Source organism: Luteimonas sp. MC1825, assembly GCF_014764385.1.
Lineage (GTDB): Bacteria > Pseudomonadota > Gammaproteobacteria > Xanthomonadales > Xanthomonadaceae > Luteimonas.
In genome coordinates this window covers 874,216-889,111 of record NZ_CP061714.1, presented here as the reverse complement: position 1 = coordinate 889,111, position 14,896 = coordinate 874,216, and the positions used below count along the sequence as shown (strand labels likewise).

18 protein-coding genes are annotated in these 14,896 nt (G+C 70.1%); 3 read left to right on the top strand and 15 right to left on the bottom strand.

The window, feature by feature from the left end:
- Positions 1–55: 55 nt before the first annotated feature.
- The 3 genes from folP to rlmE all read right to left on the bottom strand — a co-directional run bounded on the left by folP (position 56) and on the right by rlmE (position 3,630).
- A complete protein-coding gene (folP, locus tag IDM46_RS04130; protein ID WP_182823791.1) occupies positions 56–949 on the bottom strand; it encodes a dihydropteroate synthase in 894 nt (297 codons plus the stop codon).
- A 100-nt stretch (positions 950–1,049) separates the two neighbouring features.
- Positions 1,050–2,963 carry an ATP-dependent zinc metalloprotease FtsH gene (gene ftsH, locus IDM46_RS04125; RefSeq protein WP_185114878.1) on the bottom strand — a complete coding sequence of 638 codons (1,914 nt, stop codon included), beginning with the start codon at positions 2,961–2,963 and terminating at the stop codon, positions 1,050–1,052.
- A gap of 34 nt (positions 2,964–2,997) precedes the next feature.
- Positions 2,998–3,630 carry a 23S rRNA (uridine(2552)-2'-O)-methyltransferase RlmE gene (rlmE, locus tag IDM46_RS04120; RefSeq protein WP_182822217.1) on the bottom strand — a complete coding sequence of 211 codons (633 nt, stop codon included), beginning with the start codon at positions 3,628–3,630 and terminating at the stop codon, positions 2,998–3,000.
- A 77-nt stretch (positions 3,631–3,707) separates the two neighbouring features.
- Here rlmE and yhbY point away from each other — a divergent pair, with 77 nt between their 5' ends.
- Together yhbY and IDM46_RS04110 are read left to right on the top strand one after the other, a co-directional pair.
- Entirely contained in the window at positions 3,708–4,013 is a 306-nt protein-coding gene (yhbY, locus tag IDM46_RS04115; protein ID WP_182822219.1) for a ribosome assembly RNA-binding protein YhbY, read from the top strand.
- Positions 4,014–4,034: 21 nt separating this feature from the next.
- Positions 4,035–4,409, top strand: a complete 375-nt coding sequence (locus IDM46_RS04110) for an Mth938-like domain-containing protein (RefSeq protein WP_185114877.1) — start codon at positions 4,035–4,037, stop codon at positions 4,407–4,409.
- Positions 4,410–4,436: 27 nt separating this feature from the next.
- On the opposite strand, the gene IDM46_RS04105 is transcribed toward IDM46_RS04110, so the two are convergent.
- The 4 genes from IDM46_RS04105 to surE are packed head-to-tail and all read right to left on the bottom strand — an operon-like array spanning position 4,437 to position 7,395.
- Positions 4,437–5,243 carry a peptidoglycan DD-metalloendopeptidase family protein gene (locus IDM46_RS04105; RefSeq protein ID WP_182822223.1) on the bottom strand — a complete coding sequence of 269 codons (807 nt, stop codon included), beginning with the start codon at positions 5,241–5,243 and terminating at the stop codon, positions 4,437–4,439.
- A 36-nt stretch (positions 5,244–5,279) separates the two neighbouring features.
- Positions 5,280–5,933, bottom strand: a complete 654-nt coding sequence (locus tag IDM46_RS04100; RefSeq protein WP_223878021.1) for an exopolysaccharide biosynthesis protein — start codon at positions 5,931–5,933, stop codon at positions 5,280–5,282.
- On the bottom strand, positions 5,930–6,613 hold the full coding sequence (locus IDM46_RS04095; RefSeq protein ID WP_182822225.1) for a protein-L-isoaspartate(D-aspartate) O-methyltransferase: 684 nt from the start codon (positions 6,611–6,613) through the stop codon (positions 5,930–5,932). The genes IDM46_RS04100 and IDM46_RS04095 overlap by 4 nt, the downstream gene beginning before the upstream one ends.
- Positions 6,610–7,395: a 5'/3'-nucleotidase SurE gene (gene surE / locus IDM46_RS04090; RefSeq protein WP_182822227.1), complete on the bottom strand. Its 786-nt coding sequence runs from the start codon at positions 7,393–7,395 to the stop codon at positions 6,610–6,612. Before surE ends, IDM46_RS04095 begins: the two co-directional genes overlap by 4 nt.
- A 120-nt stretch (positions 7,396–7,515) precedes the next feature.
- Between surE and IDM46_RS04085 the strand changes: the two genes are divergently transcribed.
- Positions 7,516–8,085, top strand: coding sequence for a Smr/MutS family protein (locus IDM46_RS04085; RefSeq protein WP_182822229.1), 570 nt, complete (start codon positions 7,516–7,518; stop codon positions 8,083–8,085).
- Position 8,086: 1 nt separating this feature from the next.
- Here the strand turns inward: IDM46_RS04085 and IDM46_RS04080 are convergent, their stop codons facing one another.
- The 8 genes from IDM46_RS04080 to IDM46_RS04045 form a co-directional block, all read right to left on the bottom strand.
- The gene (locus IDM46_RS04080) at positions 8,087–8,326 is read right to left on the bottom strand and encodes a hypothetical protein (RefSeq protein ID WP_182822231.1); all 240 of its coding nucleotides are present in this window, start codon (positions 8,324–8,326) and stop codon (positions 8,087–8,089) included.
- A 105-nt stretch (positions 8,327–8,431) separates the two neighbouring features.
- Positions 8,432–9,487, bottom strand: coding sequence for a tRNA pseudouridine(13) synthase TruD (gene truD, locus IDM46_RS04075; RefSeq protein WP_182822233.1), 1,056 nt, complete (start codon positions 9,485–9,487; stop codon positions 8,432–8,434).
- Positions 9,484–9,963, bottom strand: coding sequence for a 2-C-methyl-D-erythritol 2,4-cyclodiphosphate synthase (ispF, locus tag IDM46_RS04070; protein ID WP_182822235.1), 480 nt, complete (start codon positions 9,961–9,963; stop codon positions 9,484–9,486). Before ispF ends, truD begins: the two co-directional genes overlap by 4 nt.
- Positions 9,960–10,661 (bottom strand): 2-C-methyl-D-erythritol 4-phosphate cytidylyltransferase, encoded by a 702-nt coding sequence (ispD, locus tag IDM46_RS04065; protein ID WP_182822237.1) that lies wholly within the window; start codon positions 10,659–10,661, stop codon positions 9,960–9,962. The genes ispF and ispD overlap by 4 nt, the downstream gene beginning before the upstream one ends.
- Positions 10,658–10,981, bottom strand: coding sequence for a cell division protein FtsB (gene ftsB / locus IDM46_RS04060; RefSeq protein WP_182822239.1), 324 nt, complete (start codon positions 10,979–10,981; stop codon positions 10,658–10,660). The genes ispD and ftsB overlap by 4 nt, the downstream gene beginning before the upstream one ends.
- A 10-nt stretch (positions 10,982–10,991) precedes the next feature.
- Positions 10,992–12,278, bottom strand: coding sequence for a phosphopyruvate hydratase (gene eno, locus IDM46_RS04055; protein ID WP_185114876.1), 1,287 nt, complete (start codon positions 12,276–12,278; stop codon positions 10,992–10,994).
- A 61-nt stretch (positions 12,279–12,339) separates the two neighbouring features.
- Positions 12,340–13,173 carry a 3-deoxy-8-phosphooctulonate synthase gene (gene kdsA / locus IDM46_RS04050; RefSeq protein ID WP_182822244.1) on the bottom strand — a complete coding sequence of 278 codons (834 nt, stop codon included), beginning with the start codon at positions 13,171–13,173 and terminating at the stop codon, positions 12,340–12,342.
- Between the two features lie 28 nt (positions 13,174–13,201).
- Positions 13,202–14,866, bottom strand: a complete 1,665-nt coding sequence (locus tag IDM46_RS04045) for a CTP synthase (protein WP_182822246.1) — start codon at positions 14,864–14,866, stop codon at positions 13,202–13,204.
- Positions 14,867–14,896 lie beyond the last annotated feature (30 nt).

Below are 14,896 nucleotides of genomic sequence, written 5' to 3'. Positions count from 1 at the left end.
GTTCCCGGGCCCGGACGCAGGGCCTTCCCGCAGCGGAGCTTACGCGAGCGCCCGGCTACTCGGGCCAGCTGATCGCCGGCGCCTTGTCCTTCGGCCGCGGCATCGGCACCGCGTCGACCGCCTGCCAGACGCTGATGGCATCGACCGTCGCGGCCACGTCATGCACGCGCAGCAGCATCGCGCCGCGCTGGGCGGCGATGAGGTGCGCGGCGACCGAGCCGTGCACGCGGTCACGCGCGTCCTCGCGGCCGGTGATGTCGCCGATGGTGCGCTTGCGCGACAGTCCGGCCAGCACCGGCACGCCCAGTTCGGTGAAGCGCTGCAGCTGGGCCAGCAATGCCAGGTTGTGGTCGCGGGTCTTGCCGAAGCCGAAGCCCGGGTCGGCGACGATGCGCTTGCGGTCGATGCCCGCCATTTCGGCGGCGAAGATGCGCTCGGCCAAGAAGCGATGCACTTCGCCGACGACGTCGTCGTACTCCGGCGCGTCCTGCATGGAACGCGGTTCGCCCAGCATGTGCATCAGCACCACGGCCACGCGCAGCTCGGCGACCACCTCGAGCGCGCCCACGCCGCGGAGCGCGTTGATGTCGTTGACCATGCCCGCGCCGGCGGCGACCGCGGCGCGCATCACCTCGGGCCGGTAGGTGTCGACGCTGATCGGCAGCGCGGTCTCGCGTGCCAGGCGTTCGATCACCGGCACCACGCGGCGCAGCTCCTCCTCGATGCCGACGCTGTCGGCACCCGGGCGCGTGGATTCGCCTCCGATGTCGAGGATGTCCGCGCCTTCGGCCGCGAGCTTCAGGCCGTGCGCCACCGCGGCATCGACGGTGGCGTGTTCGCCGCCGTCGGAGAACGAGTCCGGCGTGACGTTGACGATGCCCATCACCCGCGGCCGGTCGAGCCTGAGCGGGCGGCCGGCGCAATCCAGCGTGGCCACGGTATCGAACATCATGGGCGTGCTCCGTCCTGCGAAGCCGCTGATTATCCCCCAGCCGCAACGACACGAGGCCCGCGATCGCGGGCCCCGTGGGAAACACCTGGCATGTCGCTCAGGCCTGGGTGACAGGCCCGGCGATCGGCGGCAGCGGACGCTTGCTGCCCGCGTCGTCGTCGTCACCCTTGGGCTCCGGCTTGGTCCAGCCGATCGGCGGCGGCGGATCGCGGCCTTCCATGATGGCGTCGATCTGCGGCACGTCGATGGTCTCGTACTCGAGCAGCAGCCTGGCCATCGCGTGCAGCTTGTCGAGATGCTCGGTGAGGATTGCCTTGGTGCGGCTGTAGGCGTTGTCGAGGATGTCGCGCACTTCCTCGTCGATCCTGCGCGCGGTCTCGTCGGACACGCTCTTGTGCTGCGTGACCGAACGCCCCAGGAACACTTCGTCCTCTTCCTCGCCGTAGGCGATCGGGCCGAGCTCTTCCGACAGGCCCCACTTGGTGACCATGGCGCGGGCCATCTTGGTGGCACGCTCGATGTCGTTGGAGGCACCGGTGGTGACCTTGTCCGTGCCGAAGATCAGCTCTTCCGCGACGCGGCCGCCGTACAGCGTCGCCAGGCGGCTGTGCAGGCTCTCGCGGGTCGAGCTGTAGCGGTCGCCCTCGGGCAGGAACTGGGTCACGCCCAGCGCACGGCCGCGCGGGATGATGGTGACCTTGTAGACCGGGTCATGGTCCGGCACCAGGCGGCCGACGATGGCGTGGCCAGCCTCGTGGTACGCGGTATTGGTCTTCTCTTCCTCGCTCATGGCCATCGAGCGGCGCTCGGCGCCCATCAGGATCTTGTCGCGCGCCTTGTCGAAGTGCTCCATGCGCACTTCCTTCGCGTTCTCGCGCGCGGCGAACAGGGCCGCCTCGTTGACGAGGTTGGCGAGGTCGGCGCCGGAGAAGCCGGGCGTGCCGCGCGCGACCACCATCGGCTCGACGTCGTCGGCCCGCGGCACCTTGCGCATGTGCACCTGCAGGATCTGCTCGCGGCCGCGGACGTCGGGCAGGCCCACCACCACCTGGCGGTCGAAGCGGCCCGGGCGCAGCAGCGCCGGGTCGAGCACGTCGGGGCGGTTGGTGGCGGCGACCACGATCACGCCCTCGCCGCCCTCGAAGCCATCCATCTCGACCAGCAGCTGGTTCAGCGTCTGCTCGCGTTCGTCATGCCCGCCGCCGAGGCCGGCACCGCGGTGGCGGCCGACGGCGTCGATCTCGTCGATGAAGATGATGCACGGCGCGTGCTTCTTGGCCTGCTCGAACATGTCGCGCACGCGGCTTGCGCCCACGCCGACGAACATCTCGACGAAGTCGGAACCGGAGATCGAGAAGAACGGCACCTTGGCCTCGCCGGCGATGGCTCGCGCCAGCAGGGTCTTGCCGGTGCCGGGCGGGCCGACCATCAGCACGCCACGCGGGATCTTGCCGCCGAGCTTCTGGAAGCGCGACGGGTCGCGCAGGAACTCGACCAGCTCGGACACTTCCTCCTTGGCCTCGTCGCAGCCCGCGACGTCGGCAAAGGTCACCTTGACCTGGTCCTCGTTGAGCAGCTTGGCGCGCGAGCGGCCGAAGGACATCGCGCCCTTGCTGCCACCCTGCTGCATCTGCCGCATCATGAAGAACCAGAAGCCGATGATCAGCAGCACCGGCAGGAAGTTGAGCAGCAGCGACCACAACGTGACGCCCGACTCCGGCGGCGCCTGCTTGATCTCCACGTTGTGGTTGATCAGGTCGTCGACCATCTTCTCGTCGCGGCGCGGCGCGGTGGTGGCGCCCTGGCTGCCATCCTTGCGCTCGAACTTGATGGAGCGTTCGTCGCTGGAGATGTCCACGGCCTTGATGCGGTCGTTGCGCACGTCGGTCATGAACTGCGAATAGATCACGTCCTGGCCAACCGCCACCTTGGGGCTGAAGCTGTTGAAGACCGCCATCAGGACGACGGCGACCACCACCCACAGCATCAGATTCTTGACCAGGTCGTTCATTCTTTTTTCGCTCCGCGGCAACGCCGCTGCCTTGTTACTTGATGTGTACCAGCTTGCCCTGCGCCAGGGCATAGACTTCCGGCGAACGCTTGCGCGATGCCGCCGGCTTGCGGATCGCCACCCTGGTGTATCGCCGACGCAGCTCGCGCACGTAGTCATCGAAACCCACGCCGTGGAACAGCTTGATCAGCAACGCACCCCCGGGGCGCAGGTGCTGGTCGGCAAATTCCATGGCCAGTTCCGCCAGGTGCATCACCCGCGGCTGGTCAACGGCGTCCATACCACTCTTGTTGGGGGCCATGTCGGACAACACAAGGTCGACCGGCTCGCCGCCCAGCATGGATTCAAGCTGCGAGAGCACCACATCGTCCCTGAAATCGCCATGAAGGAAGTCCACGCCGGCCAGCGGCGGCATCTCCAGGATGTCGAGCGCGACCACCCGGCCGCTGTCGCCGAGCGCCTGGCGGACCCACTGCGACCAGCCACCGGGGGCGGCGCCGAGGTCGACCACGGTCATGCCGGGCTTCAGCAGGCGGTCGCGGTCGACCAGCTCCTCGAGCTTGTAGGCGGCGCGCGAGCGCATCCCTTCCGCCTGCGCCTTCTTGACGTAGGGATCGGAGAAGTGCTCCTTGAGCCAGCGTTGGCTGCTCTTGCTGCGGGTGGCCATCGCGAAGGGATTTGCGGCTGCCGGGCTGCAGCGGGCCGCCATGATACCCTGCGCCTCCCGAACTCCATGCCTCTCACATGAACGTCGACCTGACCTCCGCCCAGACCCGTTTCCTGCGCGGCCAGGCCCACGACCTGAAGGCCATGCTCCAGATCGGTGGCAAGGGCCTGACCCCTGCCGTCGTGGCCGAACTCGATGGTGCCCTCGAGCACCATGAGCTGATCAAGGTGAAGGTGGCCGCCACCGACCGCGAGTCGCGCGACGCGCTGATCGCCGACCTTGCCAGGCAGAGTGGTGCCGCCCTGGTGCAGCGCATCGGCCACGTGGCCGTGCTGTACCGCCCCAGCCGCGACAAGCGCCAGATCGTGCTGCCGCGCGGCTGAGCCACCGGCACCACGGCCGCCATGCAGATCGCCCACGAGCTCCCGGATTTCGACTTCGTCCTGCGCGGTGCGGACGGGCGCTCGGCGCTGGTCAACGACCTGCGCCTGGTGGCGAGCTTCATCATCACGCCGCGGCAGCTGATCACCGACTGGGAGGCCACCGACGTGGCCAGCCTGGAGCCGGAGATGCTGGAGCCGCTTCTGGTGCTCGATCCCGAAGTCGTGGTGCTCGGCACCGGCGAGATCCAAGGCTTCCCGCCGCCGCGCACCCTCGCCGCGTGCCTGCGCCGCGGCGTGGGCCTGGAGGCGATGACCAATGCCGCCGCCGCTCGCACCTACAGCGTGCTGGCCAGCGAAGGCCGCCGCGTGGTTGCGGCATTCATCATCAACGCCTGAGTACACGCAGCTCCGGCCAGCGCCGGCTCAGCGCGCCGGCAGGTAGCGCAGCGGATCCACCGGCTTGCCGTTGTAGCGGATCTCGAAATGCAGCATGTCGCGATCGGCGCCGGTACGGCCCATCTCGGCGATCTGCTGGCCGGCCTTCACGCGCTCGCCCTCGGCCACCATGCGCCGTCGGTTGTGCCCGTAGGCGGACAGCCACTGCTCGTCGTGCTTGACGATCACCAGCTCGCCGTACCCGACCAGGCCCGAACCCGAATACACCACCACGCCGTCGCCGGCCGCGCGCACCGGCTGCCCTGCCCGGCCGGCAAGGTCGATGCCTTGGCGCGTGGGGTCACCCGCCACGTAGCGGGCCACGATGTTGCCGTCCGCGGGCCAGCGCCAGGCGAAGGCACTGGTCGCGGGGGCCGGTGCCGTGGGCTGCGGCGGTGCCTGGGTCGGCTCGACGCGGCGCCCGCCGGCACTGGTCGGCGGCCGCGCCACCGTCGCGGGCCTGCCGGTGGCGACGCGCGTGGCACCGGATCCGCCGGAGCCACCGGAGGGATACAGCCGCAGCCGTTGCCCCGGATAGATGGTGTAAGGCGGCTGCACGCTGTTCCACATCGCCAGGTCAAGCGGGCTGATGCCGTTGTTGACCGCCAGCCGGTAGAGGTTGTCGCCCTTCTGCACGGTGACCGCTTGCCCATGTTTGGGCGCCGACACGCGCGGCGCGGATGCACCGCCTTCGCGCACCACCCTGCTGCTGCCGCAGGCCGCGAGCACGAGTGCCAGGGCGCACGCGGCGACGATGGCGGGGACGGGGTTCGCGCTGCGGCTGTGACTGGTCATGCGGTGTGTGTTGCTCCGTTCCCTGTTGACGGCGCCTCATCCTGCGAACCGCTGCATCAGCTCGCGGATGGCCAGGCCGCCGCCACCGATCAGGACGCTGAAGTAGGCCACCGTGCCGATGGTCGCGACGTGTCCCAGCAGGACCGCGCCGCCATCGCGCTGGATGAAGCCGACAGCGTAAAGCAGCAGGGCAAGCGCAGGCAGCGTGTTGCTGAACGGCACGAATCCGAACGGCGCCATCAGCAGCAGTGCGGCGAAGATGAAGGCCAGGTTGTTGAACGCCTCGACCGCGCGCCCATCGACCGCGGCGCTGATGCGATGCGGGCGGCTCACCTGCTCCAGCCGGCGTACCCAGGCCATGCCGGCGATGAGCCCGGGCCGCAGGCGATCGGCGGGCAGCGCGCGCGTGCGCAGCCGCGCCGGCACCCACAGCGGACGCCCGGACAGGCGGCTGATGCCGACCAGCAGGATCGCCGCGCCGAACACCGTGCTGACACCGGGGATCGACACCGGGATCAGGAACACCAGGGTCAGCAGGATGGCGATCACCAGCAGGCCTTCGTCGCCAAGCACCTCGAGCAGGGTGCCGAGCGTCATGTCGCCGGTGGGCAGGCGGTCGATGACCGCCAGCAGCTGCTCGCCAAGCGAACCCCCGTCGGTGACGTCGTCGAGGGACGGCTGGCCGTTCAATCTATCATCCCCGACAACAGCGGCACGAACGCGACGTTGGCCAGCACGTCCTGCACGACATTGCCATCGGCATCCTTGCGCAGGCGCAGCAGCGACTGCGCACCGCCCGCGCCCACCGGCGCGACCAGCACGCCGCCCGCAGCCAGCTGCGCGGTCAGCGCATCGACCAGTGCAGGCGCGCCCGCGGTGACCAGGATGCCGTCGAACGGCGCCTCCTCGGGCCAGCCGATGCGGCCGTCGTCGTGCTTGCTGCGCACGTTCAGCCCCAGTGAGCGGAAGCGCTTGCGCGCGATGCGCAGCAGCTCACCGATGCGCTCGACGGTGAACACCTCCACCCCCAGCGCGGCGAGGATCGCCGCCTGGTAACCGGAGCCGGTGCCGATCTCCAGCACGCGCTTGGGCTGCACGCCGTCGGCGAACAGGGCTTCGGTCATGCGCGCCACCACCCACGGCTGCGAGATGGTCTGCCCGTGGCCGATCGGGAGCGCGGTGTCCTCGTAGGCGCGGGTGGCCAGCGCCTCGTCGATGAACAGGTGGCGCGGCACCGTACGGATCGCATTGAGCACGCGCTCGTCGACGATGCCGTGCCCGCGCAGCCGCTCGATGAGCCGGTCACGGGCGCGCTGCGAGGTCATGCCGACGCCGATGGCTTCGGGCTGCAGGCGGAGGCGCTGGATCATGCGCCGCTCCCGTTGCGCAGCTCGGCCTCCAGCCCGCCGACCCAGGCGGCGACCTGCTCGAGGGCCTGGTAGCGCGTCAGGTCGACCTGGATCGGGGTGATGGCGATGTGGCGGGTGCGCACGGCGTGGAAATCGGTGCCGGGGCCGGAGTCCTGCTCGGGACCCGCGGCGCCGATCCACCAGAACTGGCGGCCACGCGGGTCCTGCACCGGGATGCAGGGCTCGGCGCGGTGGCGGTTGCCGAGCCGCGTGACCTCGAAGCCTTCCACTTCGGACCAGGGAATGTCGGGCACGTTGACGTTGAGGATGGTGTCGGCCGGCAGCGGGTCGGCCCGCAGCCGCGCCACGATCTCGACCGCGGCGCGGGCGGCGGTTTCGTAATGCAGGCCGACGTGGCCGCGCGTGGCCAGCGACACCGCCACCGCGGGCAGGCCGAGGAAGCGGCCTTCCATCGCAGCGGCCACGGTGCCGGAGTAGATGACATCGTCGCCGAGGTTGGCGGTGTTGTTGATGCCGGAGACCACGATGTCGGGCTCGACCTCGAGCATGCCGGTGATCGCCACGTGCACGCAGTCGGTGGGCGTGCCATGCACGCGCCAGGTCTCCGCATCGACCTGCACGACCTGTAGCGGCAGGTCGAGGGTCAGCGAATTGCTGGCACCGGACCGGTCGCGGTCGGGCGCGACGACGATGACCTCGTGCCCGGCGGCGCGCAGCCCCTCGGCAAGGGCGTGGATGCCGGGTGCATCGACGCCGTCGTCATTGCTAACGAGGACTCTCATGGCCTTCCAAGCGCGCTGAACCTTCTCATGTCGCCGCGTCGCGGTGGGCCAGACATGATAGCGGATGGCGACGATGCCGACCCGCGCATGCGCCGGTCGCCGACGCGTTACGCTTCCGCCATGGCCAAGCGACAGCGACCCGACACCCCGCCGCCAGACGACCCGAGCCTCGTCGACGATGCCGCGCTGTTCCGCGCGGCGATCGGCAACGTGCGCGAGTTGCCGGGTGCGCCGCTGCCTCCGGCCAGGCCGCGCCCGCGTCCGCGCGCGCGCATGGCGGAGCAGGACGAGGCCCAGGCGCGCGAGGACTTCCGCCTTGGTCGCGGCGAGGGGTTCATGCTGGACCGTGGTGACGCGCTCTCGTACCGCCGCGACCAGGTGCCGCCGCGGACGCTCAGACGCCTGTCACAGGGGCAGTACGCCGCCCAGGACGAACTCGACCTGCATCACAGTGACGCCGCCACGGCCGAAACGATGCTGCGGCGCTTCCTTGCGGAGGCACGCGACGCCGGCTTCGGCTGCGTGCGCGTGGTGCACGGCAAGGGACTCAATTCCAGCGACAGCCTGCCGGTGTTGAAGAACGTGGTCGACCGGATCCTCCGCCAGCGCGCGGACGTGCTGGCGTTCCATTCCGCGCCTGCCGCGCAGGGCGGCACCGGCGCGGTGCTGGTGCTGCTGGCGAAGCGCTGAGTCAGGGCGATACGCTGGCCAGGGCACGTTCGCGCGGTGGATTGATCCATTGCACGAACGCCCCGTTCCTCTGGGCCTGGCGCTCCACCGCCGAGACGTATTCGTGGTCGATGCCGCTGTGATCGGCCGAAGGGCTGCTGTTCCGGTCGGCGGGGTACGAGGCAACACCACCGCCGCTTGCGCATCCCGCGAGTGCGAGGAGCGCCAACGCGCCAAGCCCGCTCCGAAGGCAGATGTTCATGACTGTCTCCCGTCGCTGCTCGCCGCCGGGTGGCGGCGTGCAGGACCGGTGTATACCCGCCATCCGGGCCCAGCCAGTGCCAACCGGCGGTTTCCGACGGACGGCTCAGCCGCGCCGGCTGGCGTCGTCGACCACGCCCAGTTCGGCAAGCACCGTGGTGGCATAGGTGCCCGGCGGCAGGTCGAACCGCAGCTCGAGGCCGTCGTCGCCCCGGTCCTGCCAGGCCAGGCCGCCCGGTCGCAGGCGCGTTGCGCGCCGCTCCTGTTTCAGCCCGGCGGCCTCCAGTCCGGAACGAAGCGCCAGGCTTTCGCCATCCTCGAGCGCCGCCAGTTCGACCGCACGCGCCTCGCCCTCGCTGCGCAGTTCGCCGCGTCCCCACAGCGACGCGCTGGGATGGATGTCGAAGTCGGCCAGCCGCGCGGCCAGGGTGGGGTCCCACGGCAGCGGACCGAACACGCTGCGGCTGCCGTCCAGCATCCAGGCCTCGCCCTCCAGCCCGCGGTCCCAGCTTGCCGCCGCGACGCGCGTGGCCAGCACGCGATTGAACAGCGCAGAGCGCGCCGCTGACAGCAGCAGGGTGCGCTCGTCGCGGCGCACGCGCTGGCCGACGAACATGCGCAGCGCCTTGTCGACATTGCCGCCGCCATGGCCGAAGCGCTGCTCGCCGAAATAGTTGGGCACGCCGCGCGCAGCAATCGCCTGCAGGCGCGCCCCGATCGCCGCACGGTCGCCGTCCACGTCGCGCAGGCGCAGCACGAACCGGTTGCCGGCCAGGGCGCCACGCGGCAGCTTGCGCGAATGCCAGGCGTGGCTGGTGACGCGCAGTGATTGCCCGCTCTCCGGTTCCTGCCAGTCGAGTGCGGCGATGTCCGGCGCCTGCCTGCGCGGCAGGTGCACGGTGAAGCGCTGCCGGGTCACCGCATGGCGGTCCTTGAGCCCGGCGTAGCCGATCGCGGCGATGTCCACGCCCGCCCAGTCCGCAAGTCTTTGCGCGACGTAGGCGGTGTTCATGCCGCGCTTCTCGATGCCCAGCAGCAGGTGCTCGCCGGCGCCACTGGCCTCGAAGCCGTGCAGCTCGGTGACGTCGAAATCCTCCGCAACGCTGCGCATCGCGGCGCGCAGCACGGGCGCCCCGTGGGCGCGCGGTGGCGCGTCGTTCATGCCCTGGCGAGCAGGCAGGCGACCTGGGCGGCGATGCCCTCGCCACGGCCGATGAAGCCGAGCTGCTCGCTGGTGGTGGCCTTCACGCTCACCGCGTCCAGCGCGATGCCCAGGTCGGCGGCGATGGCTTCGCGCATGGCCAGCGCATGCGGGCCGACCTTGGGCCGTTCGCAGATTACCGTGGCGTCGATGTTTCCGGCCACCCAGCCGCGCGCGGCCGCCAGCGACACACAATGACGCAGCAGCACGCGGCTGTCGGCACCCTTCCAGCGGTCGTCGGAAGGCGGGAAGTGCACGCCGATGTCGCCGAGCGCCAGCGCGCCGAGGATCGCATCGCAAAGCGCGTGCAGGATGACGTCGCCGTCGCTGTGCGCCACCAGGCCACGATCGTGCGGCACGCGCACGCCGCCGAGCATCACATGGTCGCCGTCGCCGAAGGCGTGGACGTCATAACCGAAGCCGATGCGCACGCTCACGCCCTGCCCCCGCGCGCGCGCAGCGCGAGCAGGTATTCAAAGTAGGCCAGGTCGGCCGGCGTGGTCACCTTGATGTTGTCGTCGGCGCCCTCCACCAGCAGCGGCCGCAGCCCCTGGCGCTCCATGGCCATGCTCTCGTCGGTGGCTTCGATGCCGGACGCGGCGACCGCCTCCAGCGCGCGGCCCAGCTGCAGGCGCCGGAACAGTTGTGGCGTCTGTGCGCGCCACAGGCGCTCGCGCGGCTCGGTGCCGTCGATGCCGCCGTCGTCGCCAGCCCGCTTGAGCGTGTCGCGCACCGGCGCGGCGAGAATGGCGCCCACCGGATCCTCGCGGCCGCGCTCGAGCAGCGCATCCAGGTCGGCCAGGCGCAGGTTGGGGCGCGCGGCATCGTGCACCAGCACGAAGGCATCCGGGCGCACGGTGTCGGGCAACGCGGCCAGGCCGGCCAGCACCGATCCGGCCCGGGAATCGGCGCCGGTGCAGGTGACCAGCGGCCGGCCTTCGAAATCGGTCCATCCGGGCCAGTGCGCGTCGTCGGCGGCCAGCGCCACCACCGCGCCCTCCACCGCGTGATGCGCGAACAGCGCGCGCAGGCTGTGCGCCAGCAGCGGCTCGCCGGCGACGTCCAGGTACTGCTTGGGCAGGTCGCCGCCGAAGCGGGCGCCGCGTCCGGCGGCGGGCACCACCGCCCAGGTCACGGCGTGACCCCGGCTTCGGGTTCACGCGTGCGCGGCGGCGCGCGGTCCACGACGCGATAGAACGTCTCGCCGGGGCGGATCATGCCGAGCTCGCCACGCGCGCGCTCCTCGATCGCCGCCTCGCCGGACTTCAGGTCGGCGACCTCGGCGGCCAGCGCCTCGTTGCGCTCGTGCAGCCCGGCGTTCTGCCGCGCCTGCTGCTCGACCTGCGCCACCAGCGCGGCGACTTCATGGTTGCCACCGCTGCCGAACCACAGCCGGTACTGCAGCCACGCCAGCAGCGCGACCAGCAGCACCAGCACGATCCGCAGCGTGCGCATGGCTTCGGGCTCAGCGCTTCAGCGAGACGAAGGCGTCGCGGCCGGCGAAGCGCGCCCCGGCGCCCAGCGACTCCTCGATGCGCAGCAGCTGGTTGTACTTCGCCACGCGGTCGCTGCGGCACAGCGAGCCGGTCTTGATCTGGGTGGCGGTGGTGGCGACGGCGATGTCGGCGATGGTGGTGTCCTCGGTCTCGCCGGAGCGGTGCGAGACGACCGCCGCGTAGCTGGCGGCATCGGCCATGGCGATCGCTTCCAGCGTTTCGGTCAGCGTGCCGATCTGGTTGACCTTGATCAGGATCGCATTGGCGGTCTGCGACTCGATGCCCTGGCGGAAGATCAGCGGGTTGGTGACGAAGAGGTCGTCGCCGACCAGCTGCACGCGGTCGCCGAGGCGGCGGGTGAGCAGGTTCCAGCCGTCCCAGTCGCCCTCGGCCATGCCGTCCTCGATGGTGATGATGGGGTACTGGTCCGCCCACGAGGCGAGGAAGTCGGTGAACTGCTCGCTGGACAGGCGCTTGCCCTCGCCGACCAGGTGGTACTTGCCGTTGTCGTAGAACTCGCTGGACGCGACGTCGAGGCCGAGCAGCACGTCGTCGCCGGCGCGGTAGCCGGCCTTGCCGATCGCCTCGAGGATGGTGTCCAGCGCTTCCACGTTGCTGCGCAGGTCGGGGGCGAAGCCGCCCTCGTCGCCCACCGCCGTGGAGAGGCCGTGGCCCTTCAGCACCGACTTCAGCGCATGGAAGATCTCGGTGCCGGCGCGGAGGCTTTCGGCGAACGAGTCGAAGCCCACCGGCAGCACCATGAATTCCTGCAGGTCGACGTTGTTGTCGGCGTGCGCACCGCCGTTGATGATGTTCATCATCGGCACCGGCAGCACCGGCGCGCGGTCGCCGGCGAGCAGCTTCCACAGCGGCTCGCGGCGCGAGGCGGCCATGGCGTGCGCGTTGGCCATCGACACACCGAGCAGCGCGTTGGCGCCCAGGCGGCCCTTGTTGTCGGTGCCGTCAAGATCGATCAGGCGACGGTCCACGCCAGCCTGGTCGGAGGCATCCGCGCCGCGCAGCGCCTCGGCGATCGCGCCGTTGACGTTGGCGACCGCGTTGCGCACGCCCTTGCCCATGTAGCGCGTCTTGTCGCCATCGCGCAGCTCCACCGCCTCGCGTGTACCGGTGGACGCGCCCGAGGGCACCATCGCGCGCCCGAAGCTGCCGTCGGCCAGCGTGACCTCGGCTTCGAGCGTGGGATTGCCGCGGCTGTCGAGGATCTCGCGGGCGTGGACTTTGGCGATCGTGGTCATGGGGCTCGGTCGTAGTTGGACAAGGGTCGTGCGATTGCAGCCGGCGGACGCCGGCGATGGATCAGAGGTCGCTTTCCAGGAACCCGGCGCGCTTGGTGACGGCGTCGAGCTCGCACATGGTTTCCAGCAGCGCGCGCATGCGGTCGAGCGGCCAGGCGTTGGGGCCGTCGCTGAGGGCCTTGGCGGGGTCGGGGTGGGTTTCCATGAACACGCCGGACACGCCGACCGCGACCGCGGCGCGGGCCAGTACCGGCACGAACTCGCGCTGGCCGCCGCTGGAGGTGCCCTGCCCGCCGGGCAGCTGCACCGAGTGGGTGGCGTCGAACACCACCGGGCAGCCGGTGTCGCGCATCACCGCCAGCGAGCGCATGTCGCTCACCAGGTTGTTGTAGCCGAAGCTCGCGCCGCGCTCGCAGACCATGATGTCGTGGTTGCCGGTGGCCTTGGCCTTCTCGACCACGGGCTTCATGTCCCACGGCGACAGGAACTGGCCCTTCTTGATGTTCACCGGTTTGCCGGCGGCGCAGACCCTGGTGATGAAGTCGGTCTGGCGCACCAGGAACGCGGGCGTCTGCAGCACGTCGACGACGCTGGCCACTTCATCCATCGGCGTGTACTCGTGCACGTCGGTCAGCACCGGCACGCCGATCTGGCGCTTCACCTCCGCCAGCACGCGCAGGCCTTCTTCCATGCCCGGGCCGCGGAACGCGGTGCCCGAGGTGCGGTTGGCCTTGTCGAAACTGGACTTGAAGATGAAGTTGATGCCGAGCGCCGAGGTGATGTCCTTCAGCTTGCCGGCGACGTCGAGCTGCAGCTGCTCGGACTCGATCACGCAGGGCCCGGCGATCAGGAAAAACGGCTGGTCGAGGCCGACTTCGAATCCACAGAGTTTCATGCAGAAGCCTTTTCTTGCCGGGAAATGCTCATGCCGTCGCTTCTTTCAGCAGCTTGCCGCCGGCCTTGCGCTCGCGCGCGGCGCGGATGAAGCCGATGAACAGCGGGTGGCCGTGGCGTGGGGTGGACAGGAATTCGGGGTGCGCCTGGCAGGCCAGGAACCACGGGTGGTCGGCCAGCTCCACCATTTCCACCAGCAGGTCGTCCATCGATTTCGCGGAAACCACCAGGCCCGCATCCTCGAGCTGCGTGCGGTAGCGGTTGTTGAACTCGTAGCGGTGGCGGTGGCGTTCGGCCACCACGTCCTTGCCGTACAGCGCGCGTGCCAGGGTGCCCGGCTTCAGCCGCTGCTCCTGCAGGCCCAGGCGCATGGTGCCACCGAGGTCGCCGTCTTCGCTGCGGCGTTCCACGTCGCCCGCCTGGGTGCGCCATTCGGTGATCAGGCCGATCACCGGGTGCGGCGTCTGGCGGTCGTTCTCGGTGCTGTTGGCGCCGTCCAGGCCGGCCATGTGGCGCGCCACGTCGACCACCGCGGCCTGCATGCCGTAGCAGATGCCGAAATACGGCAGGCCGGTCTCGCGCGCATGCCGCGAGGTCAGCACCTTGCCTTCGAAGCCGCGGTCGCCGAAGCCGCCCGGCACCAGTACGCCATCGACGCCGGCCAGCACCGCCGCCGCGCCGTCGCGCTCGATGTCCTGCGATTCCAGCCACTTGAGCGTGACCCGGGTGCGCTGGCGGATGCCACCGTGCCGCAGCGCCTCGCCGACGGACTTGTAGGCGTCCTTGTGGTCGACGTACTTGCCGACCACGGCGATGGTCACCTCGTCGATCGGGTGCTCGGTGGCATCCACCACCGCGTCCCACTCGGTCATGTCCGGGCTGGGGGTGGCCTTGCCTTCCAGGCGCAGGCGCTCGAGCACGATCTGGTCGAGGCCCTGCTCGTGCTGCCAGGCCGGGATCTTGTAGATGTTGTCGAGGTCGATCACCGAGATCACGGCCTTTTCCGGCACGTTGGTGAACAGCGCGATCTTGCGGCGCTCGCTGTCGGGCAGCGGCTGCTCGCTGCGGCACAGCAGCACGTCGGGCTGGATGCCGATCGAGCGCAGTTCCTTCACCGAGTGCTGGGTGGGCTTGGTCTTGAGCTCGCCGGCCGCGGCGATGTACGGCACCAGCGTCAGGTGCAGGAACAGCGCCTTGTCGGGGCCACGCTCGGTGCGGATCTGGCGGATCGCCTCGAGGAACGGCAGCGACTCGATGTCGCCCACGGTACCGCCGATCTCCACCAGGGCGACGTCGAAGCCCTGGGTGGCGGTGTCGATGCAGCGCTTGATCTCGTCGGTGATGTGCGGGATCACCTGCACGGTGGCGCCCAGGTAGTCGCCGCGGCGCTCCTTGCGGATCACGTGCTCGTAGATCTTGCCGGTGGTGATGGAGTTCTTGCCCGACAGGCGCACGTTGACGAAGCGCTCGTAGTGGCCGAGGTCGAGGTCGGTCTCGGCGCCGTCGTCGGTCACGTAGACCTCGCCGTGCTGGAACGGGCTCATCGTGCCGGGGTCGACGTTGATGTAGGGATCCAGCTTCATCATCGTCACGCGCAGGCCGCGGGCTTCGAGGATGGCCGCCAGCGATGCCGCGGAGATGCCCTTGCCAAGCGAGGACACCACGCCGCCGGTGACGAAAATCAGGGGAGTCATGATGTGGCTACCGCAGGAAAGCCATAGTCT